We start from the raw sequence: 19,576 nt of genomic DNA, 5'->3' as shown, positions 1-19,576 counted from the left end.
TCAGATCGCAATCGACATGCCGCCGTCGACGGTCAGCACATGGCCGGTGGTGTAGGAGGCCGCCTCGCTCGCCAGGAACACGGCCGCGCCGGCAAGCTCAGCGGCCCGTCCCCAACGCTTCAGGACCGTGCGCCCGGCGATCCAATCGCGAAGCTGCGGATTGGTGCGGAGCGCCGTTCCCTCGTTGGTGGCGATGTATCCCGGAGCGATGGCATTGACGTTGATGCCGAACTCGGCGAATTCGGAAGCCATGGCACGGGTCAGTCCTTCGAGCCCGGCCTTGGCCGCGACATAGGCGGTGTTGGTACCGCGCACGATCCGGGCATTGATCGAGGAGATCATGATGATGCGCCCCCATCGGCGCTCAGCCATCATCGGCACCGCCTGCCTCGACAAGCGCACGCAGGAGGTGAGCGCTACGTTCAGGATCTCGGACCACTCCCCATCGCTCGTCTCCAGGGTGTTCTTCGGCACGCCATAGGCTGCGTTGTTGATGAGGATGTCGAGGCGTCCATGCTCGGCCTTGATGCGTTCCAGCGCCGCCCGGGCGGCCGGTGCATCCATCGTATCGAACGGCGAGGCGCTGACGGAGAGCCCCGCATCCTTGAGGGCGCGTACGGCGGTCTGGAGGCGCTCGGCGCCGCGGGCATTCATGACGACATGGGCGCCGGCGCGGGCGAGTCCCTCCGCCATGGCGGCACCCAGCCCGTGCGATGCGCCGGTCACCAGCGCCACTCGTTCCTTGAGCGAGAAGATCTCCAGCATCGGCATCGCTCCGGAATAGACGGCTAATTGCGGCGCCGGGCCAGTACGGCGCGAATGATGCCAAGCGCCCGGTCGATATCGGCGCGGGCGACGTCGAGATGGGTGACGGCGCGGATGCGCGAAGGGCCGAAGGCACCGAGTCCCACACCTTCACCCTTGAGCACGGCCACGAGATCGCTCGCCTGCCAACCCAGCGCCGCGACGTCGAAGAAGACGATGTTGGTCTCCACCCGGTCCGAATCGATCTCGATCCCGTCGATCTCCGCCAGCCCGCAGGCGAAATGGCGGGCGTTGTCGTGGTCCTCGCTCAGGCGGTCGACGTGGTGATCGAGCGCATAGAGCCCGGCTGCAGCGATGATGCCGGCTTGGCGCATGGCACCGCCCAGGCGCTGTTTCAACCGCCAGGCCTCGTTGATGTGATCCTTGGATCCCGCCAGCATCGCGCCCACGGGCGCTCCCAAACCCTTGGTGAAGTCGATCCATGCGGTGTCGAAGGGTTCGGCGTAACGTCGCGCCGTTACGCCTGAGGCAATGGTGGCATTCAACAGCCGGGCGCCATCCATGTGGAGCGACATATTGCGGGCGCGCGCGACCGCAGCCACATCCTCGATTTGGGCGAGCGGCCAGATCGAGCCGCCGCCGAAGTTCGAGGTTTGCTCGACGACGGCCAGGCGCGAGCGTGGGGTGTAGCGGGTCTCGGTGCGGATCGCCTCTGCGAGCTGTGCGGCGCTGTACATCCCACGATCGCCGTCGATCGAATGAATCATCACGCCGGCAAGCGCCGCCGGCCCTCCGGCCTCGGAGGTGACGATGTGGGCGGTGCGATCGCAAATCACCTCGTCCCCCGGCCGACAGTGCACCGCGAGCGCAATCTCGTTGCACATGGTGCCCGACGGCAGGAACACGGCCGCCTCCTTGCCCAAGAGATCGCAGACCCTCTCGGCCAGCCTCAGCACCGTCGGGTCCTCATCCTTCTGCTCGTCACCGACCTCGGCATTCGCCATGAACGCCCGCATTTCCCGCGTCGGCTTGGTCTTGGTGTCGCTATAGAGGTCGATGAAGCGATTCAGCATAGGCGTTTCCCCTCGGGCGGCTTCGATTGCCGCCGATTTTCCCAGCATTCTTAGGGACTTGCAAACAAGTCCGGGGTGTTCCGCGGCGTGCCTTTTCCTTGCCGCAACGCCGTCAACGAATACACCAGAAGGCGCTTGGAACCTCGCGAAATCTTCGTCCCCGGCGAGGCTCCAGGAGCGGTGGATCGGCTTAACGCCTTGTTTGCCCGAGTCTGCGAATCTGCGAGAGTTGCTGGCTTCGGTGACGCTTCGGGGGGATTGCACCATGTGCCGCTGGCTCACCTATCGCGGTCAACCCATCTATCTGGACACGCTCATCTTCGAGCCGGAGAATTCGCTCATCCATCAGAGCCTGCATGCGCGCAAGACGCATGTCACCACCAATGGCGACGGCTTCGGCGTGGGCTGGTACGGCGAACGCGACATCCCCGGCATCTACCGGGATATTCTGCCGGCCTGGAACGACCCCAATCTGCGCAGCCTGTCGCACCAGATCTCATCACGGCTGTTCTTCGCCCATGTGCGCGCCTCGACCGGGACCGCCACCTCCAGAGCCAACTGCCATCCCTTTGGCCATAAGGGCTGGATGTTCATGCACAACGGGCAGGTCGGCGGCTATGACCGCCTCAGGCGCAAGCTGGAGAATCTGGTGCCGGACGAGCTGTTCGTGCACCGGCTGGGCACCACCGATAGCGAGCTGTTCTTCCTGATGCTGTTCGCCAACGGGCTCGAGCGCGATCCGGTGGAGGCCATCAACCGCTCGCTGGCCCTGGTGCAGGCGACGGCGCGCGCGGCCGAGGTGACCGAAGCCTTCCGCATGACCGCCGCCCTCTCCGACGGCCATCGTCTCTATGCGATCCGCTATGCCTCCGAGGGCAATCCGCCGTCGCTCTACTGGAGCAGCGAGCACGGCAATCTCACCGTCGTCTCCGAGCCGCTCGATGCCGATCTCCACCATTGGAACGAGGTGCCGCCGGACCATGTACTGGCCGCCGAGGCCGGCACGCTGCCGACTGCGATCAGGTTCGCGGCCTGAGCCAAGAGGCGCCTTAGTCGTCCAGATTTCGGTAAAAGCCGACGGATTTGCTCTCGAATCCGACGGCCCGATAGAATGCATGCGCCTCTGTGCGTGATATTCGCGTGGTGAGACCGACGGAGCAGCAACCGTTCTCCCGAGCCCACTTGGTCGCATGTTCGATCATGCAGCGGCCGGCGCCACGACGCCGTGCCCCAGCATGCACGACAAGGACGGTGATGGTCGCAATCGGCAAGGCGCGATGCAGCGCCGGAGCCCGACGGAGTGCAACCAGCCCGAGCGGATCATCGCCTTCGACCAAGAGGTAGACCTTATCGCATCCGGTCGCCAATACAGCTTCAAGCCGGCGTGCTGTCTTTGCGTCGGTGAGCTCATATCCAAGTTCCCGCATGAGCTCGCCGACCGCGGCCGCGTCATCGAGCATGGCCGAGCGGATTTGCATATCTCTCTCCTGACAATGCGCCGGCACGAGCCGAACCCACCCGCGTTTCAGATCGACTGCCTGTATCGACTGAACTAACCTTCCGCTCTTCAAGAGCGCAAGAGCTGGATCGGTCGCCATGGCCTTCACCATCCTCACCGGCGAGTTCTCGCATGAGAGCCATTGCTTCAGCCGGCGCAAGGCCGGCTACCAATCCTTCGTGGATCGCACCTTGTATCTCGGCAACAGCGCCATGGCGGCGCGGGGCGAGGCGAATACCGGCCTCGCCGGCTTCCTCGACGTGGCGCGCCGGCACGGCAGCACGGTCATCCACAGCATCAGCGCGTTCGCCGAGCCGGCCGGTCCGGTGACATCCGAGGCCTTCGAGCGCATCGTCGGCGTGATGGTCGATACCGCGCGCCGCAACAAGGAGCGGATCGACGGCGTCCTGCTGGCCCTCCATGGCGCCATGGTCACGGAAGCGAGCGAAGACGGCGAAGGCGAGACCCTGGCGAGACTCCGCGCAGTGCTGGGCCCCGACGTGCCGATCGGGATCACCCTCGACCTACATGCGAACGTCACCGAGCGTATGTGCGATCTGGCGCAAGTCATCGTCTCGTTCAAGACTTACCCGCATGTGGACATGCGCGAGGTGGCACGGCAGGCGGCGGAAGCCATTCACCGGACCATGGCCGGCGAGATCAAGCCCAGCACCATCCGCGTGCATGTACCGATGCTCGAGGAGCCGAATGGCTGCCGCACCGACATCGGCCCGATGATCGAGTGGGTAGCGAAGGCGCGAGACTATGAGAAGCGGCCGGACGTGTTCGCGGTCAGCATCAATGGCGGCTTCGCCCAAGCCGATATCGCAGAGGTCGGCCCGACCGTGCTGGTGACGGCGGAAGGCGACATGGGATCGCATCGGCAATTTGCCCGGAGCATCGCCAAGGCGATGTGGGATCAGCGCCACGACGTGCTGAACCGCTTCTTCACCATCGCTGAGGCGATCGAGATCGCGCGAGCGCACCCGCTCTCTGCCGGTCCGCTGATCATCGCCGAATACTCGGACAATCCCGGCGGCGGCGCCTATGGCGACGCGACGGAGCTGCTCAGCGCCATGCTGACGGCGCAGCTCGAAGGCGCTTGCTTCGGGCCGATGGTCGACCCTGAGGCCGCCCTCGAGCTCAACCGGCATGCGCCCGGCGAGCGCGTCGAAATCCTGCTGGGCGGCAAGACCGACCCGGCCTTTGGCGGGCCGCCGCTCAAGCTGTCCGGCACGCTTGTCGGCCTATTCGACGGCAACTACACGGGCGACGGACCGATGGTGGGCGGCCTCAAGCTCAACTTCGGGCCGAGTGCCGTGCTGGAGGCGAATGGCGTTTCGATCCTGGTCGTGAGCGTGCCGAGCCAGATGCTGGATCAGCAGCAATTCCGCGCCTTCGGCATCGATCCGGCGCGGCACCGGGTCGTCGCCCTCAAATCCCAGCAACATTTCCGCGCCGCCTTCGGACCGATCGCGGGGAGGATCATCGTCTGCGACGGCACCGGGCTCTCGACGACGCAGGTCCAGCGCTTCCCTTACAGCCATGTGCCGCGGCCGATCTTCCCTCTCGATGCGCAAACGACCTACGACGCGGGATCCTGTGACTAGCAGCTCCTAGTGTCGTGAATCTGAAATTCGTGACTGCGAATTTCCGATTCAGGTCGACACTAGCTTATTGAATATGTCGTGTGCCGGTTCCGAAGTGCGCCGGCGATGCCGGCGAACTTCGGAACCGGCACACTAGGCAACCGGAGCCGGGCGGGGCAGCTCCTCGCCATCGAGGAGGATGCGGTCCACCTTCTCATTGTAGAAGGCAAGGCGTCCCCTGATCGGCGCCACCTCTGCCCGCGTCTCCGCGTAGAACCAAATCAGGTTCTCGTGGCGCTGGCCGTTGACGACGACATGCCAGTAGCTGGCGCGGCCCTTGTAGGGACAGGATGTGCGGTGCTCGCTGGCGGCCAGGATGTCGGCGCGCACGTCTTCCGGCGGCAGATAGAAGCGCGTGGGCAAACCTGTCTCGTAGAGGAACACCGCGCGAGAAGAGTCCGCCACCAGCACGCCCCGGACGTAGATTTGAACCTGCCGGCTGCTCGCCAGGCAATCGATGCGCCGATAGGGATCGCGCGCATGCACGAAGACCTCCTCGTCCTCCTCGTACCAGTGGTCGGCCTTGGTCCAATAGAAGCTGCCATAGTCGGCGATCGGCGGGCAGCCCGGGATCGGATCGGGGTACTGCCACATGATGTTTTCGATCGCCTTGCCGCCGGCAGCGACGGTGTAGTAGCGCGCCGTTCCCTTGTAGGGGCACTGGCTCGCGTGGCCCGTCGCCGTCATCAGGTCCATGCGAATGTCCGCCAGCGGGAAATAGTAGACCGGCAGATGCTCGGTTTCCCACAGCATGAGGGCTCGGGTCGTGTCTGCGATCATGATGTCGCCGACTTGGACCCGGAGCCGCTTGGCCGTGGGTTGGGTGAAAACGACGTAGCCCGGCTCGAACGGGTACTGGACGACCCCGTCCAAGGGGGGAATATGCGGCCCGCGCGCGCGGAATTGCGGCTTTCGCATCTCGGCTCCTCCATGAGACGCCCAGGATAGACCCGGAATGCCGCCGAGGAGCAAGCATTCTCCGCGGACGGCGCTCGTACGGGGAGCCTGGATCGACCGGCCAGCTTATTTACTGGACCGGGCTCGTTATGCGCTAATCTCGGGCGTCGGCATGCTCCATCCACCCACCTGCCGCGCGCTTTGCAGTCGGGCAGGTTAGAGACACTCTTGCCCTAGGTTCTACGGCCGTGCGCTTGCCAGGAGAATCCGCATGAGCATCGATGGCCGACCGCTCGACCCCAGCACGCTCGAGGTGCTCTGGGCGCTCAGACGGCTGTTTGATCCGGCGACGCCGCCGCTCGACGCGGCCATGATGGTCCGCCTGCACGCCGACTGGCCGCGGCGTCAGAAGGAATACGAGCTGGGCGCGTTCAAGGCGGTGCTGTTCTCCGCATTCACCGCCGCCCGCTCCGCGGGCTTGAGCATGGACTATGCGACGCGCTACGCCGCCCGCCGGGCGCAACGGGCCGCCGCCGCGCTCACCATGAGCGAGATGCTGGCCGAGCTGCGCGGCCTGGCGCTGCTGAGCTGAATGCCGCTCTCGTGATATCCAGCGCTTCGACCATTCGATGACAGGGCGTTCCCTTTCCGGCAGAGCATCGGCAGAGGCGCTGGCGGCACTGCTTCGCGACAGCGCCGCCAGCCTCGAAGGGCTCACCTTCGAAGGCGTGTCGGTCAGTTTCGGTGAGGTCGAGCGCGAGGTCTTGAGCGATCTGGCGCTGACCAGGCGCTTTGCGCTGCGGGAACGGGAAAACCTGCTCGTCGGAACCAAGATCCTGTTCAACCTGATCGACGGCAGGGTGAACATGGTCGACAATTTCGGCGTCAAGGGTATCGATTTCATCAAGCATGGCAGCACGACGGCGCTGTTGAAGGAGTACGGCCTCGACGAGCCCTACAACGCCTGCGTGCTGGCGCTCATTACGCGCGTGCTGGCGATGGGAATAACCACCTCCGTCGCCATCGGCGAGCGCCTGCCCGATGAGGTGCTCATTTTCCTGCAGCCGCCTCGCAACCAGGCCGAGTCGGCGAACTCCAGCGTGAACGTCGTGCTCGAGGCCCTGCAGCGCTTTCGCGGCCTCTCCGAGGCGGAGCTGTCGGATTTCCCAGCACGATATCGCTCGTTGGCGGAGCGCCTGGCCAAGTGCGGGATCGCCAAGGAGCGGCTGACCGCCGACCTGATCCTGACGACGATCCAGCAGGAGGCGGTCAGGGCCTGCGTGCGGATCGATCTTTGGCACCGGGTGCTGCGCTCGCTCAATGAGGCGATACAACCGGCGGAGGCGCTGAAGCACAACGACGCAGTCCGCGCCGACCCATCGAATCTGCTCCTGGTCGAGAACCTGGTGCAGGCGCTGAAGCGGCAGATGCTGGTGCTGCAACAGCACCTGCGCAATCTCGATCGGTTGAAGGCGACAGTCACCAACGGCAACCGGCTCTACCTCGACTGCCTGCTCCTCATCGTCTACGTCCACGAGAACCGCCGTGAGGTGGAGCAGATATACGCCAACCGCGTGGCCTGGACCCAGTGCTGGAGCGACCAAGTCAGAACCGGCTCGATTCAAAGCGTCCAGCAGGTCTTCGACCGCCACAAGGGCTCGTTGAGCCGGGCCATCGCCCTGCCGATACCGCCCTCGCTCTGAAGCCGGCACGCCGAAAGGCCGGCCATTTGGGCGCATCTCATGGCGCTGGCCCGCCATCTCCGGTAGCATCCTCGCGGACGGGGCCGTTACCGCGACAACCGTCCACACGGGTCCAGGGGTGCGCGGGCCATGGATGCGACACTGTCACAATCTATTTTGGCGAAGCCCGATCGTGCCCTCCGCAGCTCCATACTCCTGGCCGGCATCTGCCTGATTCTAGGCCTGTGGGCGGCCGTTCTCTATCTGCTCCAGGTGCAGCGCGAGGCCGCGCTCGATCAGGCTCGGCGCGACACGGCCAATCTCGCCCGCGTCCTGGAAGAGCAGCTGATCCGGACCATCGCCGGCATCGATCAGCGCATGCAGTTCCTGCAGCGGGACTTCGAAAAAGATCCGGCCGGCTTCAATCTGGCGCAATGGCTCGGCGACGCGCCCAAACCGGAGGACAGCTCATTCCAGCTCGGCATCGCCGATGCCGACGGATCCATCACCGCGAGCAGTCTCGGGCCGATAACGGCACCGGTCAGCATCGCCGACCGGGACCATTTCCGTGCCCATGTCGAGCGCGATACCGGCCAGCCCTATATCAGCCGCCCGCTGCTGACGCGCTTTGCCGGCAAATGGGCCTTGCAGATAACGCGCCGTCTGAACAAACCGGATGGGCAATTCGCCGGTATCGTCGCCACCTCGATGGATCCGAATTTCCTGGTGCGGTTCTACCAGTCGATCGACCTCGGTCCAGGCGGTATCGTGACGATCCTCGGCAGAGATGGCTTCATCCGTGCCCGCACGGGACTGGAAGGAGAGCGGCTCGCCTCCACGCTGGAGCGTTCGCTCGCCGAAACGCCGATGTTCACCCTCCCCGACCCGGCCGGCACCTACGAGATCACCAGCAGCATCGACGGCGTCGACCACATCCATAGCTATCGGCGGCTGGTGGATTTTCCGCTCATCGTGAATGTCGGGTTCGCGCGCAACGACGTGCTCGCCGCCAATACGCGGCAATCCCGCATCGCGATTCCCGCCCTCGTGCTGCTCTCGCTCATCCTCGCTGCCGTGTTTGCGCAGCTCGCCCGCGTCGCCGGACGGCGGCGGCGCGACCGGTTGGAGCTGGCGGCCGAACGGCGACGCCTGAGCGAGACCATCGACGCGCTCGACGGCCCGCTCGTGCTCTACGACCGCGAGGGCAGGCTGCAGCTCTGGAACGCGGCGACGACCGCATATTTTCCAAAGCTGCTCTCGGTGTTTCGCGTCGGGCTCAGCCGCAAGCAAGCCAGGGACGCCATGGTGCAGCTGGGCTATCTCCCGGGCAACGAGGCCTTGGCGACGAATTTGGCCACACCGGCCAGCTTGGCCGGCCGCACGCGCGACGGCCGGCACATGTACTGGCGCCGCATTGTCATGGCCGATGGCAGCGTCCTGGTGCTGATCACCGAGGTGACGGCGCTTCGGCGTGCCGAGCGCCGACTGGAAGCGGCGATCGCGGCGCTCGACGGCGGGTTCGCACTCTTCGACGTCGAGGATCGCCTCGTGCTTTGCAACGAGTCCTTCCGGCAAGAATCCGGGCCGATGGCGGACAGAATCGAGCCTGGGTTGACCTTCCGCGAGCTTAGCGAGCTCGTATGGGAGTCGGGCGTGATCCGGGAGCGTCGGCCCGGCGAGACCAAGGAGCAGTACATCGAGCGGAGAGTTCAGCAGCATCGCGCCGCGGACGGCACGCCGCACGAGATCTACCGCAGCGCCAGGACCTTGAGGCGCACCGAATACCGCACCGCCGAGGGCGAGATCGTGCGGATTTCGATCGACGTGACCGATCTCAGAACCAAGGAGAACGAGCTACGCCGGCTCCTGGACGAAAACGAGCGGCTGAGCGAAGCGGCACTGGCGCGGCGCACCTTCATCCTGCAAGCGGTGATGGATACCATGCCGGACGGCCTGGTCATTCTCGATGACCAGCAGGGCGCGGTGTTTTGGAATCATGGGTTCCTGCGGCTCGCCGGCCTGGCAGGCTCGGTCGACACCAACGACACCGAGGCGCTCCGGGGCAGCACCCTCGAAGGCGTGCTCCGCCCATTCGCCCTCGCCGGCGGCACCGTCCGCGACCTGGCATCCGGTCGCGACCGCGCCGTGGAGCAGCCGCTTGCCGATGGCAGGTCGCTGCACTTCCAGGTGCTGCGCGCCGGAGGCGGCAACGCGCTCTTGTGGGTCTCGGACACCACCGGCCGTCGTCGCGAGGAGGCGGAACGGCAATCGCTCCGTGACCGAGTGCTACAGGCGCAAAAGAGCGATGCAATCGGCGCCATCGTCGGCACCGTCGCCCACGACTTCAACAACCTGCTGACGGTGATGATGGGGTTCGCCTCACGCAGCCAGGAGCAGCTGGGCGTGCTGGAGACGCTCTCCGATCAGCTTCCTGCGATCGACCCGGCGACGCGCCGCGTGATCACGCACGTCATGGCGGCCGTCGATGCCGTACGCAAGAGCCAGCACGACATCGTCGAAGGTGCCAGTCGCGGCCAGAGGATCGTCGCCAATCTGATGACGTTTGCCAAGGCACGGACGGGAGAGCGGGCGGTCGGCGACGTGGTCGAGACCGTGCGCGGCGCCGAGCGGCTGATCGGCATCGCGCTTCCCTCCTCGGTCAAGCTGGAGATTCTGGGCGGCGTGGGTGCATCGCTTGCCCGTCACGATCGGGTGACCCTCGAGCAAGCCCTGCTGAACCTCTGCCTGAATGGCGCGCACGCGCTCGAAGGGAGGCCGGGACGCATCGAGCTCAAGGTGGAGTCGATATGGACCGACGGCAAGCGCGCGGAGAGCCTGCGCGCCGAGGGCAGCGGCATATCGGAGAGCCGCACCGTGCTCGCCACCGACCGCGATGGCTCGGTGCAGCTTTGGCGCGGACTGCTGCCCGCAGGCCGCTATGTACGTATCGACGTAACCGACGATGGCTGCGGCATGGACGCCGGTACCATGGCGCGCATCTTCGAGACCTTCTTCACAACCAAGCCGCACGGTGTCGGCACGGGGCTTGGGCTGGCCTCGGTCGCAAGCATCATGGATAGCCACGGCGGCGCGATCCATGTCCGCTCCAAGCCCGGCCAGGGTACGACCTTCTCCTTGTTTCTGATGGCAGCGCGCACGGCGGAAGCCGTCGGCCCGGGCGAGATGACGGTTGCCGCAGCCGATACGGCAAAACCGGCGGTCCGGCGCGTCGCCGAGCCATCGGCAAAGCGCGGCGCCCGGATCCTGGTGATCGACGACGAGCGATCGGTTGCCAAGCTCATGGAGATGACGCTCGCCGATGAGGGCTATGCGGTCGAGCGGTTCACCGACCCGGTTCTGGCGATGGCGCGGCTGACGCGCGACCCCGACACGGTGGACCTCGTGGTAACCGACCAAACCATGCCGGTCCTGACCGGCACCATGCTGGCCGCCGAAGTGGCCAGGGTGCGGCCCGACCTGCCGGTGCTGCTATGTACGGGCTATTCGGGCGAGCACATCGACGACCAGGCCTTGCCGCAGGGTGTGCGCGCGGTGCTGCACAAACCCTATAAGCCGCACCACCTGGCCGACTGCGTCAAACGCATGCTCATCGCCTGACGCGCGAATTACCAAGACAGGTCGCACCTCAGACCGGCGCGGCCGGGCCGAACGGGTCTGCATCCAAGGGCCAACGCGGGCGACGCACGCGCTTGTAATCGACCTTGGAATAGTCGAGCGGCATCGGGCCCGGCGCGGCGCAGCGGATCACCTTGGCCGCGATCGGACTGAATGCCGCGCTGAAGTGATTGTGCGACTTCACGACCACGATCCTGCGCGCCCTGGGATCGATGCCGAGATTGCTGAACAGATCCGTGCCGAAGGCCTGGGTGCGGGTCGAGTTGAGCACGACGGCAATCCCATCGAACTCGATCGCGGCCGCATCCCCGAGCGGGTCGACCGCATTGCCGAAGCTCTGCGTGGCGTTGGCAACGAGCCGGGAGACGGTGACCAGCGCATCCACCGGCTCACCCGAATTGGGGCCGATCTTGGCGCCGAAGCGGAGCGGCATGCGGGCGCCCTCGCCGGCGGCGAAGCACAGCTTGACGGCAATCGGGTCCCACAGCGGGCCGACCGCCGCCTCGCGGATGCCGCGCGCCAGCATGCGCTTGATGAGGAACGTGGAGTCGCTGGCATTCCCCGCGCCGGCGTTGTCGGCGCCGTCGGAAATCACCACCGGAGCGCCTTCCGTCGCCAGCGCCTCGTCCAAGGCCTGGTCGATCGACAGGAAGCTGAGGCCGATGCGTTTGCGCATGGCGAAGAGCTCGCGGCCGAGCAGCTCGGCCAGCCGGTCGCCCGCTTCCTTGCGCTCGTCGGTAACGACGAGAATCTTGTAGCCCATATCGGCCACGTCGGAGAGGCCGAAGCAGTGGCCGATCGAAATCGAGAGCACCCCGTCCTTGCCTTCCAAGGCCTTGATCCGGCGAATGAACCCGGCCAGCGGCTCGCGATTGGTCGGCGACGAAAGGATCATGCGGCAGTCGAAGAGCGACATCACCGGCCTTGTTCGTCCTTGCGCGGCGTCGGTTAGGATGGTGACGAGCTCCTCGGCGCGCTCCAGGAAGTCCGTGTGCGGGGATTCCTTGAAGCAGACCAGCGTATCGGCGGCCTCGACCATGGCTTGGGTGATCGTTCCGTGGGGATCGAGCTCGGCGCCGATCTTCACCCCCTTGCCGACGATGGCGCGGGCGCGGGCAAGGATGTCGCCTTCGCAATCCTCATAGCCCTCCGCCGACATGCCGCTGTGCAGGCCGAGAATGATGCAGTCGAGCGGCAGCGCGCTGTGCAGCTGATCAAGGATGGTGTCGCGCAGCTCCTCATAGACCTTGCGCACGACGAGTCCGCCGGTCGTGGCGTTGGCGCACAATCCTTCGATCAGGGTCCAGCCCTCCTCGCGGGCGCGGCGCCTGAGAACCCAGAGCGGCCCGGTATAGAGGGTGGGATGGTCGGGATGGCATCCAGGCGGCGCGTAGAGGGTTTCCTCGAATTGCGCGCGGCCGGTCAACAAGGGCGAGGCGGTGTTGGTCTCGCTCGACAAGGTCGCGGTGAAGATCCGCATTCCGACCCCCGGCTCGACGCTAGCGGCCCCAGCCGAGGACCATGGGATCGAGGCGTTTGGCGATCTCGATGAGACCGGCCCGGGTTGCCGGGTGCAGCGGGGCCAAGGGGTGGCGCCCGGCCTCGGAGGCGATGATGCCGCCCTCCTTCATCAGCGCCTTGCAGGCGAGCAGCCCGCATTGGCGATTCTCGTAGTTGATCAAGGGCAGCAGGCGCTCATAGCCAGCGACCGCCGCCCCGCGGCGACCGGCGGCAAAGTCATCGACGATCCGGCGAAGCAGATCGGGATAGGCCGCGCTCGGCATCGTGCCGCTGGCGCCCGCATCAAGGTCGGCCATGAGCGTGATCGCTTCCTCGCCGTCCCACGGGCCTTCCACGGCATCGCCGCCGAGCCGGATCATCTCGCGCAGCTTCGCTGCCGCGCCGGGAACCTCGATCTTGAAATAAGCGACATTCTCGATCTCCTTCGCCATGCGCGCCAGGAAGGAAGCGGACAATGGCGTGCCGCTGACCGGCGCGTCCTGGATCATGATCGGAATCTTGATCGCATCCGACACGCGGCGGAAGAAGTCGAAGATCGCCCCTTCGCCGGCACGAACGGTGGCGCCGTGATAGGGCGGCATCACCATGACCATGGCCGCACCGGCCGCCTCCGCCCGCTTGCTGCGCTCGGCGCAGATCCGGGAGCTGAAATGCGTGGTGGTGACGATCACCGGCACCCTGCCGCCCACATGCTCGAGGATGACGCGGGTCAGCTCCTCGCGCTCATCATCGCCGAGCGCGAACTGCTCGGAGTAGTTGGCGAGAATGCACATGCCGTTCGAACCGGCATCGATCAAGAAATCGACGCAGCGCCTTTGGCTGGCGAGATCGAGCTCGCCCGCATCGTCGAAGGTCGTCGGTGCGACGGGGAATACCCCCTTGTACCGTGCGCGTGCGGCCATGGCGCGGTGGCTCCTCCTCGTGGTCCGGCAGGCCAGAGGCTACAGGCAAAGACGCCGACGCTCCTACGGGAAAAGCACAGGAAGCGCCCGTCAGCGCTTCCTTCCGTCCTCGGATTCCGGGACGTCGGAGTGCAGCCAATGCAGCAAACGGTGGACCCAGGGACTCACCAGGACCGCGGTACTGGCGATGAACAGAAGGCCGCTGAAAAGCGCATAGCAAGCGGCGAACAGCTTCGCGGCATCGCCTTTCAACGGATTCACCGGCCCCATGCCGCCCAGGATCATCGATGCGTCGAGGAAGGCATCGATCCAGGGCAGGCCGTTGAGGTGATGGTAGCCGAGCACGCCGATGACCAGGGAAAGAGCCACCATGGTGCCGGCGATCGCCGCCGACGCGACGTAGTGGCGCCCTGACGGCGGATGGTGCAACCGTTTCATCGCTGGGCTCCCTCGCTGGCGGACGAAGCGCGCCGCTCGCCCGACCGGTCCGGCGGCGCGAGCGCGGGGGCCCCGCTCGGCCGGAGATGCGCCCGGCTAGGCTTCCGCGACAGTATGCATCTTGGCAAGGGCAATCCGCACCGCATCGGCGCGATTCTTGGCGCCGAGCTTGCGAAACAAGCCGATCAAATGCGTTTTGACCGTAACCTCGGTCACGCCCAGATTGTGCGCAATCTGCTTGTTGGTCCAGCCCTGGACCAGCTCCTGCAGGACCTCGGTCTCGCGCGGCGTCAAACCAGCGAGGCCCCGGGGCGCTTCCTTGCGGGCCACGACGGCGCTGTCATTGCCCGATACCATGAGGAAGCTCGGCACGAACCTTTCGCCCCCCACCATCTTGTGGATGGCCGCCACCAGCTCCTCGAGCGGCAGCGTCTTCGGCACGAATCCGGCTGCTCCCTCCTGCATCACCTGGCGCGCTTCGGCCGGGGTCAGCATGCCGGAGATGATCGCCACCGGCACTTGGCCAAGGAGATCGCGCATCCGCCGCAGGCCCGAGAGCCCGTTCATTCCCGGCATGCGCATGTCGAGAAGCACGAGGTTGAAAGGCTGGGCGGCGCCGACGCGCTTGGTTCCGGCTGCCCGAACCGCGTCATCGAAGTTCCGCACCGTGTGTACGCGCGTATCGGGCTCGCGCTCCAACGTCATCTTGAGCATCTCGCTTACGAGCTCGTGATCGTCAGCGATCAAGATGTTCATGGGCGTCGCCCCCGCCAGGACTTCTGCATGTAACATTGGGAGTCTCTTCCATGAACGTTAACGGCGAATAAATATTACCAATCGGGTCCGGCTGCCACGGTGCATACGCTGGTGTGCCGACGGCGACATCGAGGCGCGCGATGCCGCGATCAAGGCCCTCAATCAGTTGAACAAAGAGTCGATGCTCTGTTGGTCGAGGCCGGCGCCGGCAATCTGCGGGCCGTTCAGCAAGGCGCTCTCGCCGACTGTATCCTCGTCCTTCACCTCGATGGCGATTTCGTTCGGCACTTCGACGTCGTCCAAGAGGTCGAGTACCCGCCCGACCCGGGAGTCCAAGGACTGCAGCAGCTTGGCGACCTTGGTCGAGCGCTGCCCGGTAAGGTCCTGAAATCCGCAGGTCTCGAACAGCCGGCCGAGATGAAGCTCCATGCCGGCGAGGAGGTCCTTGGCGTTGGCCGGGATCGGCAGCGCCCGCAACAGCTCGATGTCGGCGAGAACCACTTCGGCGATCCCCAGGATCTCTTCGGTTGCGGCCGCCGTCGTCGCCTTCAGTGCATCCAGCTCGTCCGATGCGGTCAGCAGCGGATCATGGCCCTGGTCGTGATAGCGGATCTTCGCGACCTCGGCTTTGACGCGAGCGATGAGAGGATCATGCATCGGTGATTTCCTCGAATACGTGGCGGCGAACGCCGGTGAATCGCTGGATTTGGTTCAGGACGTCGATTCCTGCGGCTGCGGCCGCTTCATGGTCCAGCTCTGCCCGGTAGCGATGAGGCAGGACATGCCGCTTGGCAAGGTCATGAAGACGGTCCACGAGCCGTTCTCGGACGTCAGCAGCTCGAGCACGCCACCTGAGGACGCCAGCCCGATCGCCGTCGGCGCTTCGGCATAGCCCTCGGAGAAAGCTTGGAGCAGCTCCTGGCGTGCCGCGCACATCGGTCCGTTGGCTGCTTCAGCCTGACGGCCGAACGGCGATAGCGCGAAGCCGAGGGCTAAAAGCGACATCACCGCCACATGAGAAAAGCTCTTGAGCATGATCGCCTCCTTGGGTTCGAGTCTCCGGCCACATCAATTCGGGCATCAGCGCCAACGCACGAGCGAGAGGCTACGGGGAGGATCGGTCGAGGAGTATCAGACGAAAGTATGAGGCTGAGCCGTTGCCGCGGCCGCATTGCCAATGGCCTTGTCCTGGACGAGAGCCAGGGGCCACGAAAGCGAGGCCGCCCCGGAGACATTCGAATCGAGGCAGAGGCAGGCATGAGCCAGAGAATTGCAGCGCGCGCGCTCGGCCGCGCGCTATGCCTTGACGGTGATCGCTAGGCCGCGGAGGCCAGAAGCATAGGCGCCAGGGCGTCGTCGTTCTTCTCGCAATGCCCGGCGACGCAATCCATCAGCCGAAAGTAGGAGAGGGCCTGGAACGCCGATTTCTTGGCTTCTCATGCTTTCGAGGGATATCGGCCGAGACGTCTTGGAACCACTCTTGGCAAATGCACGCATCGATAGACGGCACTCCCCTAGGATCGCCGAGCCGCTCATGCATGTTAGCAGCGACTTCACCGGCTGCAGGAACAGATCTCGGCGGCACGCTCGATCTTAGAACGTAGTCAACTCAAGGGCTTGGCAGAATCGAGGCCTCATACTTTCGATTGATGGCCGCGGGCGCCGCAACGCGGCTTAATGAGGCCATGGCATGCCTCGGGAGACGCACGATGTCGCAGATTCCAACGCTCGACGACGACGAATATCTCGAGATCGAAGAGACGATCTCGACCAGCGTGCGCGGCCGGGCATTTCTCAGGATGCGCGACCAGCGCGCCAGCGTCATCGCCAGCGACCAGGTCCGGCGCCTCGTCGGCAAGTTTCAGACGTGGTTCCAGTCGCGCGAGCACGCCCGCTCCGATATGCCCGGAATCGATCTGCTGCACCATGATTTGCGGGATTTGCGCGACCATATCGAGCGCAGCAAGGGAGAGATTGCGGCGATCGTCGGCAAGGGCAACCCGATATCGGGAGCGCGCCTGAACGGCGCCACGGAAGAGCTCTACGAAATCGTCGCGTCGACCGAGCGCGCGACCTCCGAGATCCTGAGCGCGGCCGAGCGCATCCAGGAGCTCTCCGGCGAGCTCGGCGGCTCGGACGTGCAGCGGCAAGAGCTCGAGAATCGCTGCATGGAAATCTTCACCGCCTGTTCGTTCCAGGACATCACCGGCCAGCGGATCGCCAAAGTGGTGGCCACGATGGCCTATATCGAGCAGCGGGTGAACACCATGGTCTCGATGTGGGACAGTCAGAAGGACTCGACGCCCGAGCGAGGTTTGCACACCGGCATCACTTCGACTCAGCCACGCTCAGGCGAAGACCTCGTCGAAGTGAACCACGAAGAGGCACACCTCCTGAACGGACCGCAGATGCCGGGCAAGGGATTGGAGCAGGACGCCGTCGACGCGCTGTTCGGAGCCGCCCTGGGCGACGGCGGCAGCCCGCCCAAGGCGGCCGGAGACGATGCCTTGGCAGCGACGATCGCCGCCAATGGTGCCGGCAGCGCTGCCAAGGCCGTCAAGCCCAAGGCCGCCCCCCTGCCGCGCAAAGCCGTAGCGCCTGCCGCGAAGGCACCCGCAGCGCCCGCTGCGAAGGCACCCGTCCCGGCGAAACCCGCTAACGGCATCACCGCGGGCGGCGCCCCCGGCGCGGCCAAGCTCGACCAGTCGAGCATCGATGCACTTTTCAACTGAGCCTACCGCGCCAATCGACGGCTCGAGCGGCGCACGCGCGAAAGCGAGGCGCCGCCCACCAGAGGGTCTGCCATGTCGGTTGCAACTCTTGCCGACCGATGCTCCAGAAAGCTCTTCGGCACCACAGCCGCCCTCCTAGGCCTGCTTTGGGCAGCAATCGCCGCCTCGCTGCAGCTGGAATACGGGGCTGTGGTCGCGCTACCGGATCCGGCAGCGGCGGTCATGCTTTGGCAGCAATGCCTTGATTGGACCGTGGGAATCGGCCTCGCCGTTACGACGGTCGCTGTCATCACTGCTTGGCGATTCGGCGCGGTGCTGCGGCGCCACCGGGAAGAGGAACGACGGCTCGAGGACACAAGACGCAAGCTCATCGATACGCTAGAAGCCACCGGCGAAGTCTACTTCGAGCTCGACTCCGAGCTGGCGATCACCGATGTCGCGCCCAGAATCTGCGAGATCGCCGGCCTACAGCCATCGGATCTCATCGGCCTGAAAACCGACGATTTGCGTGCATCGACCGCCGACAACAAGAGCTCGGCCGAACTCAAAGCTGCAATCGGCGGACGCAAGCCGATCCGCAACATTGACCTTCCCATCGTCTTGCCCGGTGGCAGGCAGTACTGGATCCGCAGCAGCGGCGCGCCGATCTTCGACGATACGGGAGCGTTCCGCGGCTATCGCTGTATGGCTTCCGGCATCACCGAAGCTGAAATCGACAAGTCGCGCGAGCTTCAGCAAGATCGCATGAGCGCTCTCGGTCACCTCGCAGGCGGCATTGCGCACGACTTCAACAATCTGCTGACGTCGATCATCGGCTTTGCCGCGCTCTTGGAGGAGGATCTCAAGCACGATCCAAGCAAGCGCAAGCTGGCCGAGCGCATCCTCCATTCGGGCAACCGGGCCAAGCAGCTTGTCGAACGCATTCTAGCCTTCGCGCGCCGCAGCAGCGTCACTCCCGAAGTCGTCAGGATCGGAGACGTCATTGCCGAGCTGGTTCCGCTCCTGAAGGCGACATTGCCGGCCACGGTCGACCTCGAGAGCGCAATCGAGGTCAAGAACGAGACTGTCTTGATCGCGCCTTCGCAGCTGAATCAACTCGTGCTGGCACTTGGTGCCAATGCCGGCGATGCCCTTGGCGGGAGCGAGGGAGCGGTCAGGCTGTCCTTGACGCGGGTTGACCCGCATGGCCCGGCATGCCGACAGCTCGCAGCCGCGCCGCTGACCACGGCCGAGCGCATCATGGTCGTGACGCTCGAGACCGGGCAGCACCAGCTTCTGCTGGGACAGCTGAACCCGGCGAGGCCTCATGTGTGTCTCACCGTCGAGGATTCCGGCGCAGGGATCGCACCCGAACTGCTCGGAAGCATCTTCGACCCCTACTTCACCACCAAATCCACCGGAAAAGGCGCCGGACTCGGCTTGGCCGTGGTGCATGGGGTGGTGCTCGATGCCGGGTGCGCGCTTCGTCTAACCACGGCGCCGGGGCTGGGCACCACCGTTGAGATCTTCTTGCCGATTGAGCCATTGGCGCCAGCCGGTCCCGGCACGGCGGAGGCGTCTTGGCGGGCGAGCGGCGCGCGCGTTCTCCTGGTGGACGACGAGCCGGTCGTGCTCGAGATGCTAGGGATGACCTTGCAACGCATCGGCATGCGCGTGCGCGCTTGCCGCGACCGAGCCGAAGCCTGGAGCGTCTTCGAGGCCGATCCGCAGGCTTGGGATGCGGTGATGACTGACCAGGGCACGTCCAGCATGCGCGGGGTCGAGCTGATCCGGCTGATCAAGGGGCGCCGCCCCGACATCGGCTGCGCGCTCTATACCGGCTCGACCGATGCGGTGACCGAAGACGTCGCCTATGCCGGCGGTGCCGACATCTTTTTACGCAAGCCCATGCCACCGGTGATTCTACAGCAGGAAATTGCTAAATTAACCGGCGCACGCCCGCCGGCGCCACTCCCGTGATGGCGCTCTCCCGCGCGCGCCTCCGACGGATACCTGCCGGTATTTTCGACAAAAGCTGCAAACAGGCG

At 65.3% G+C, this 19,576-nt stretch carries 17 protein-coding genes; 7 read left to right on the top strand and 10 right to left on the bottom strand.

The annotated features are described in order from the left end of the window. Together HY058_03575 and HY058_03570 are read right to left on the bottom strand one after the other, a co-directional pair. Positions 1-765, bottom strand: coding sequence for an SDR family oxidoreductase (locus tag HY058_03575; protein MBI3496367.1), 765 nt, complete (start codon positions 763-765; stop codon positions 1-3). Positions 766-788: 23 nt separating this feature from the next. Then, the gene (locus HY058_03570; protein MBI3496366.1) at positions 789-1,886 is read right to left on the bottom strand and encodes a DegT/DnrJ/EryC1/StrS family aminotransferase; all 1,098 of its coding nucleotides are present in this window, start codon (positions 1,884-1,886) and stop codon (positions 789-791) included. 217 nt (positions 1,887-2,103) lie between these two features. Between HY058_03570 and HY058_03565 the strand changes: the two genes are divergently transcribed. Continuing rightward, positions 2,104-2,874 (top strand): class II glutamine amidotransferase, encoded by a 771-nt coding sequence (locus HY058_03565; protein MBI3496365.1) that lies wholly within the window; start codon positions 2,104-2,106, stop codon positions 2,872-2,874. A gap of 13 nt (positions 2,875-2,887) precedes the next feature. Here the strand turns inward: HY058_03565 and HY058_03560 are convergent, their stop codons facing one another. After that, positions 2,888-3,436 (bottom strand): GNAT family N-acetyltransferase, encoded by a 549-nt coding sequence (locus HY058_03560; GenBank protein ID MBI3496364.1) that lies wholly within the window; start codon positions 3,434-3,436, stop codon positions 2,888-2,890. Here HY058_03560 and HY058_03555 point away from each other — a divergent pair. Beyond that, positions 3,435-4,946, top strand: coding sequence for a M81 family metallopeptidase (locus tag HY058_03555; protein MBI3496363.1), 1,512 nt, complete (start codon positions 3,435-3,437; stop codon positions 4,944-4,946). The two genes, HY058_03560 and HY058_03555, sit on opposite strands and share 2 nt — an antisense overlap. Positions 4,947-5,078: 132 nt before the next feature. On the opposite strand, the gene HY058_03550 is transcribed toward HY058_03555, so the two are convergent. Continuing rightward, complete coding sequence (locus HY058_03550) at positions 5,079-5,903, bottom strand: DUF427 domain-containing protein (protein MBI3496362.1); 825 nt, start codon at positions 5,901-5,903, stop codon at positions 5,079-5,081. Between the two features lie 250 nt (positions 5,904-6,153). On the opposite strand from HY058_03550, the gene HY058_03545 reads away from it, so the two are divergent. The 3 genes from HY058_03545 (at position 6,154) to HY058_03535 (ending at position 11,182) form a co-directional block, all read left to right on the top strand. After that, positions 6,154-6,474 (top strand): hypothetical protein, encoded by a 321-nt coding sequence (locus tag HY058_03545; protein MBI3496361.1) that lies wholly within the window; start codon positions 6,154-6,156, stop codon positions 6,472-6,474. A 37-nt stretch (positions 6,475-6,511) separates the two neighbouring features. Next, positions 6,512-7,585: a hypothetical protein gene (locus HY058_03540; protein MBI3496360.1), complete on the top strand. Its 1,074-nt coding sequence runs from the start codon at positions 6,512-6,514 to the stop codon at positions 7,583-7,585. Positions 7,586-7,714: 129 nt separating this feature from the next. Further along, the gene (locus HY058_03535) at positions 7,715-11,182 is read left to right on the top strand and encodes a PAS-domain containing protein (GenBank protein ID MBI3496359.1); all 3,468 of its coding nucleotides are present in this window, start codon (positions 7,715-7,717) and stop codon (positions 11,180-11,182) included. A gap of 28 nt (positions 11,183-11,210) precedes the next feature. Here HY058_03535 and HY058_03530 read toward each other — a convergent pair whose 3' ends face one another. The 6 genes from HY058_03530 to HY058_03505 form a co-directional block, all read right to left on the bottom strand. Further along, entirely contained in the window at positions 11,211-12,680 is a 1,470-nt protein-coding gene (locus tag HY058_03530) for a M81 family metallopeptidase (protein MBI3496358.1), read from the bottom strand. 19 nt (positions 12,681-12,699) lie between these two features. Continuing rightward, entirely contained in the window at positions 12,700-13,623 is a 924-nt protein-coding gene (locus HY058_03525; protein ID MBI3496357.1) for a dihydrodipicolinate synthase family protein, read from the bottom strand. Positions 13,624-13,713: 90 nt separating this feature from the next. Continuing rightward, positions 13,714-14,061: a hypothetical protein gene (locus tag HY058_03520; protein MBI3496356.1), complete on the bottom strand. Its 348-nt coding sequence runs from the start codon at positions 14,059-14,061 to the stop codon at positions 13,714-13,716. A gap of 96 nt (positions 14,062-14,157) precedes the next feature. Continuing rightward, positions 14,158-14,817, bottom strand: coding sequence for a response regulator transcription factor (locus HY058_03515; protein ID MBI3496355.1), 660 nt, complete (start codon positions 14,815-14,817; stop codon positions 14,158-14,160). Between the two features lie 162 nt (positions 14,818-14,979). After that, positions 14,980-15,474, bottom strand: coding sequence for a hypothetical protein (locus HY058_03510; protein MBI3496354.1), 495 nt, complete (start codon positions 15,472-15,474; stop codon positions 14,980-14,982). A gap of 54 nt (positions 15,475-15,528) precedes the next feature. Further along, positions 15,529-15,852, bottom strand: coding sequence for a hypothetical protein (locus HY058_03505; protein MBI3496353.1), 324 nt, complete (start codon positions 15,850-15,852; stop codon positions 15,529-15,531). A 614-nt stretch (positions 15,853-16,466) separates the two neighbouring features. Between HY058_03505 and HY058_03500 the strand changes: the two genes are divergently transcribed. Together HY058_03500 and HY058_03495 are read left to right on the top strand one after the other, a co-directional pair. Further along, positions 16,467-17,549: a protein phosphatase CheZ gene (locus tag HY058_03500; GenBank protein MBI3496352.1), complete on the top strand. Its 1,083-nt coding sequence runs from the start codon at positions 16,467-16,469 to the stop codon at positions 17,547-17,549. A gap of 72 nt (positions 17,550-17,621) precedes the next feature. Beyond that, positions 17,622-19,508 carry a response regulator gene (locus tag HY058_03495; GenBank protein MBI3496351.1) on the top strand — a complete coding sequence of 629 codons (1,887 nt, stop codon included), beginning with the start codon at positions 17,622-17,624 and terminating at the stop codon, positions 19,506-19,508. Positions 19,509-19,576: the final 68 nt, after the last annotated feature.

It is taken from the genome of Pseudomonadota bacterium, assembly GCA_016195085.1.
GTDB lineage: Bacteria > Pseudomonadota > Alphaproteobacteria > SHVZ01 > SHVZ01 > JACQAG01.
Note: the sequence above shows the minus strand (reverse complement) of the source record. Positions and strands in the feature narration are given on the sequence as shown.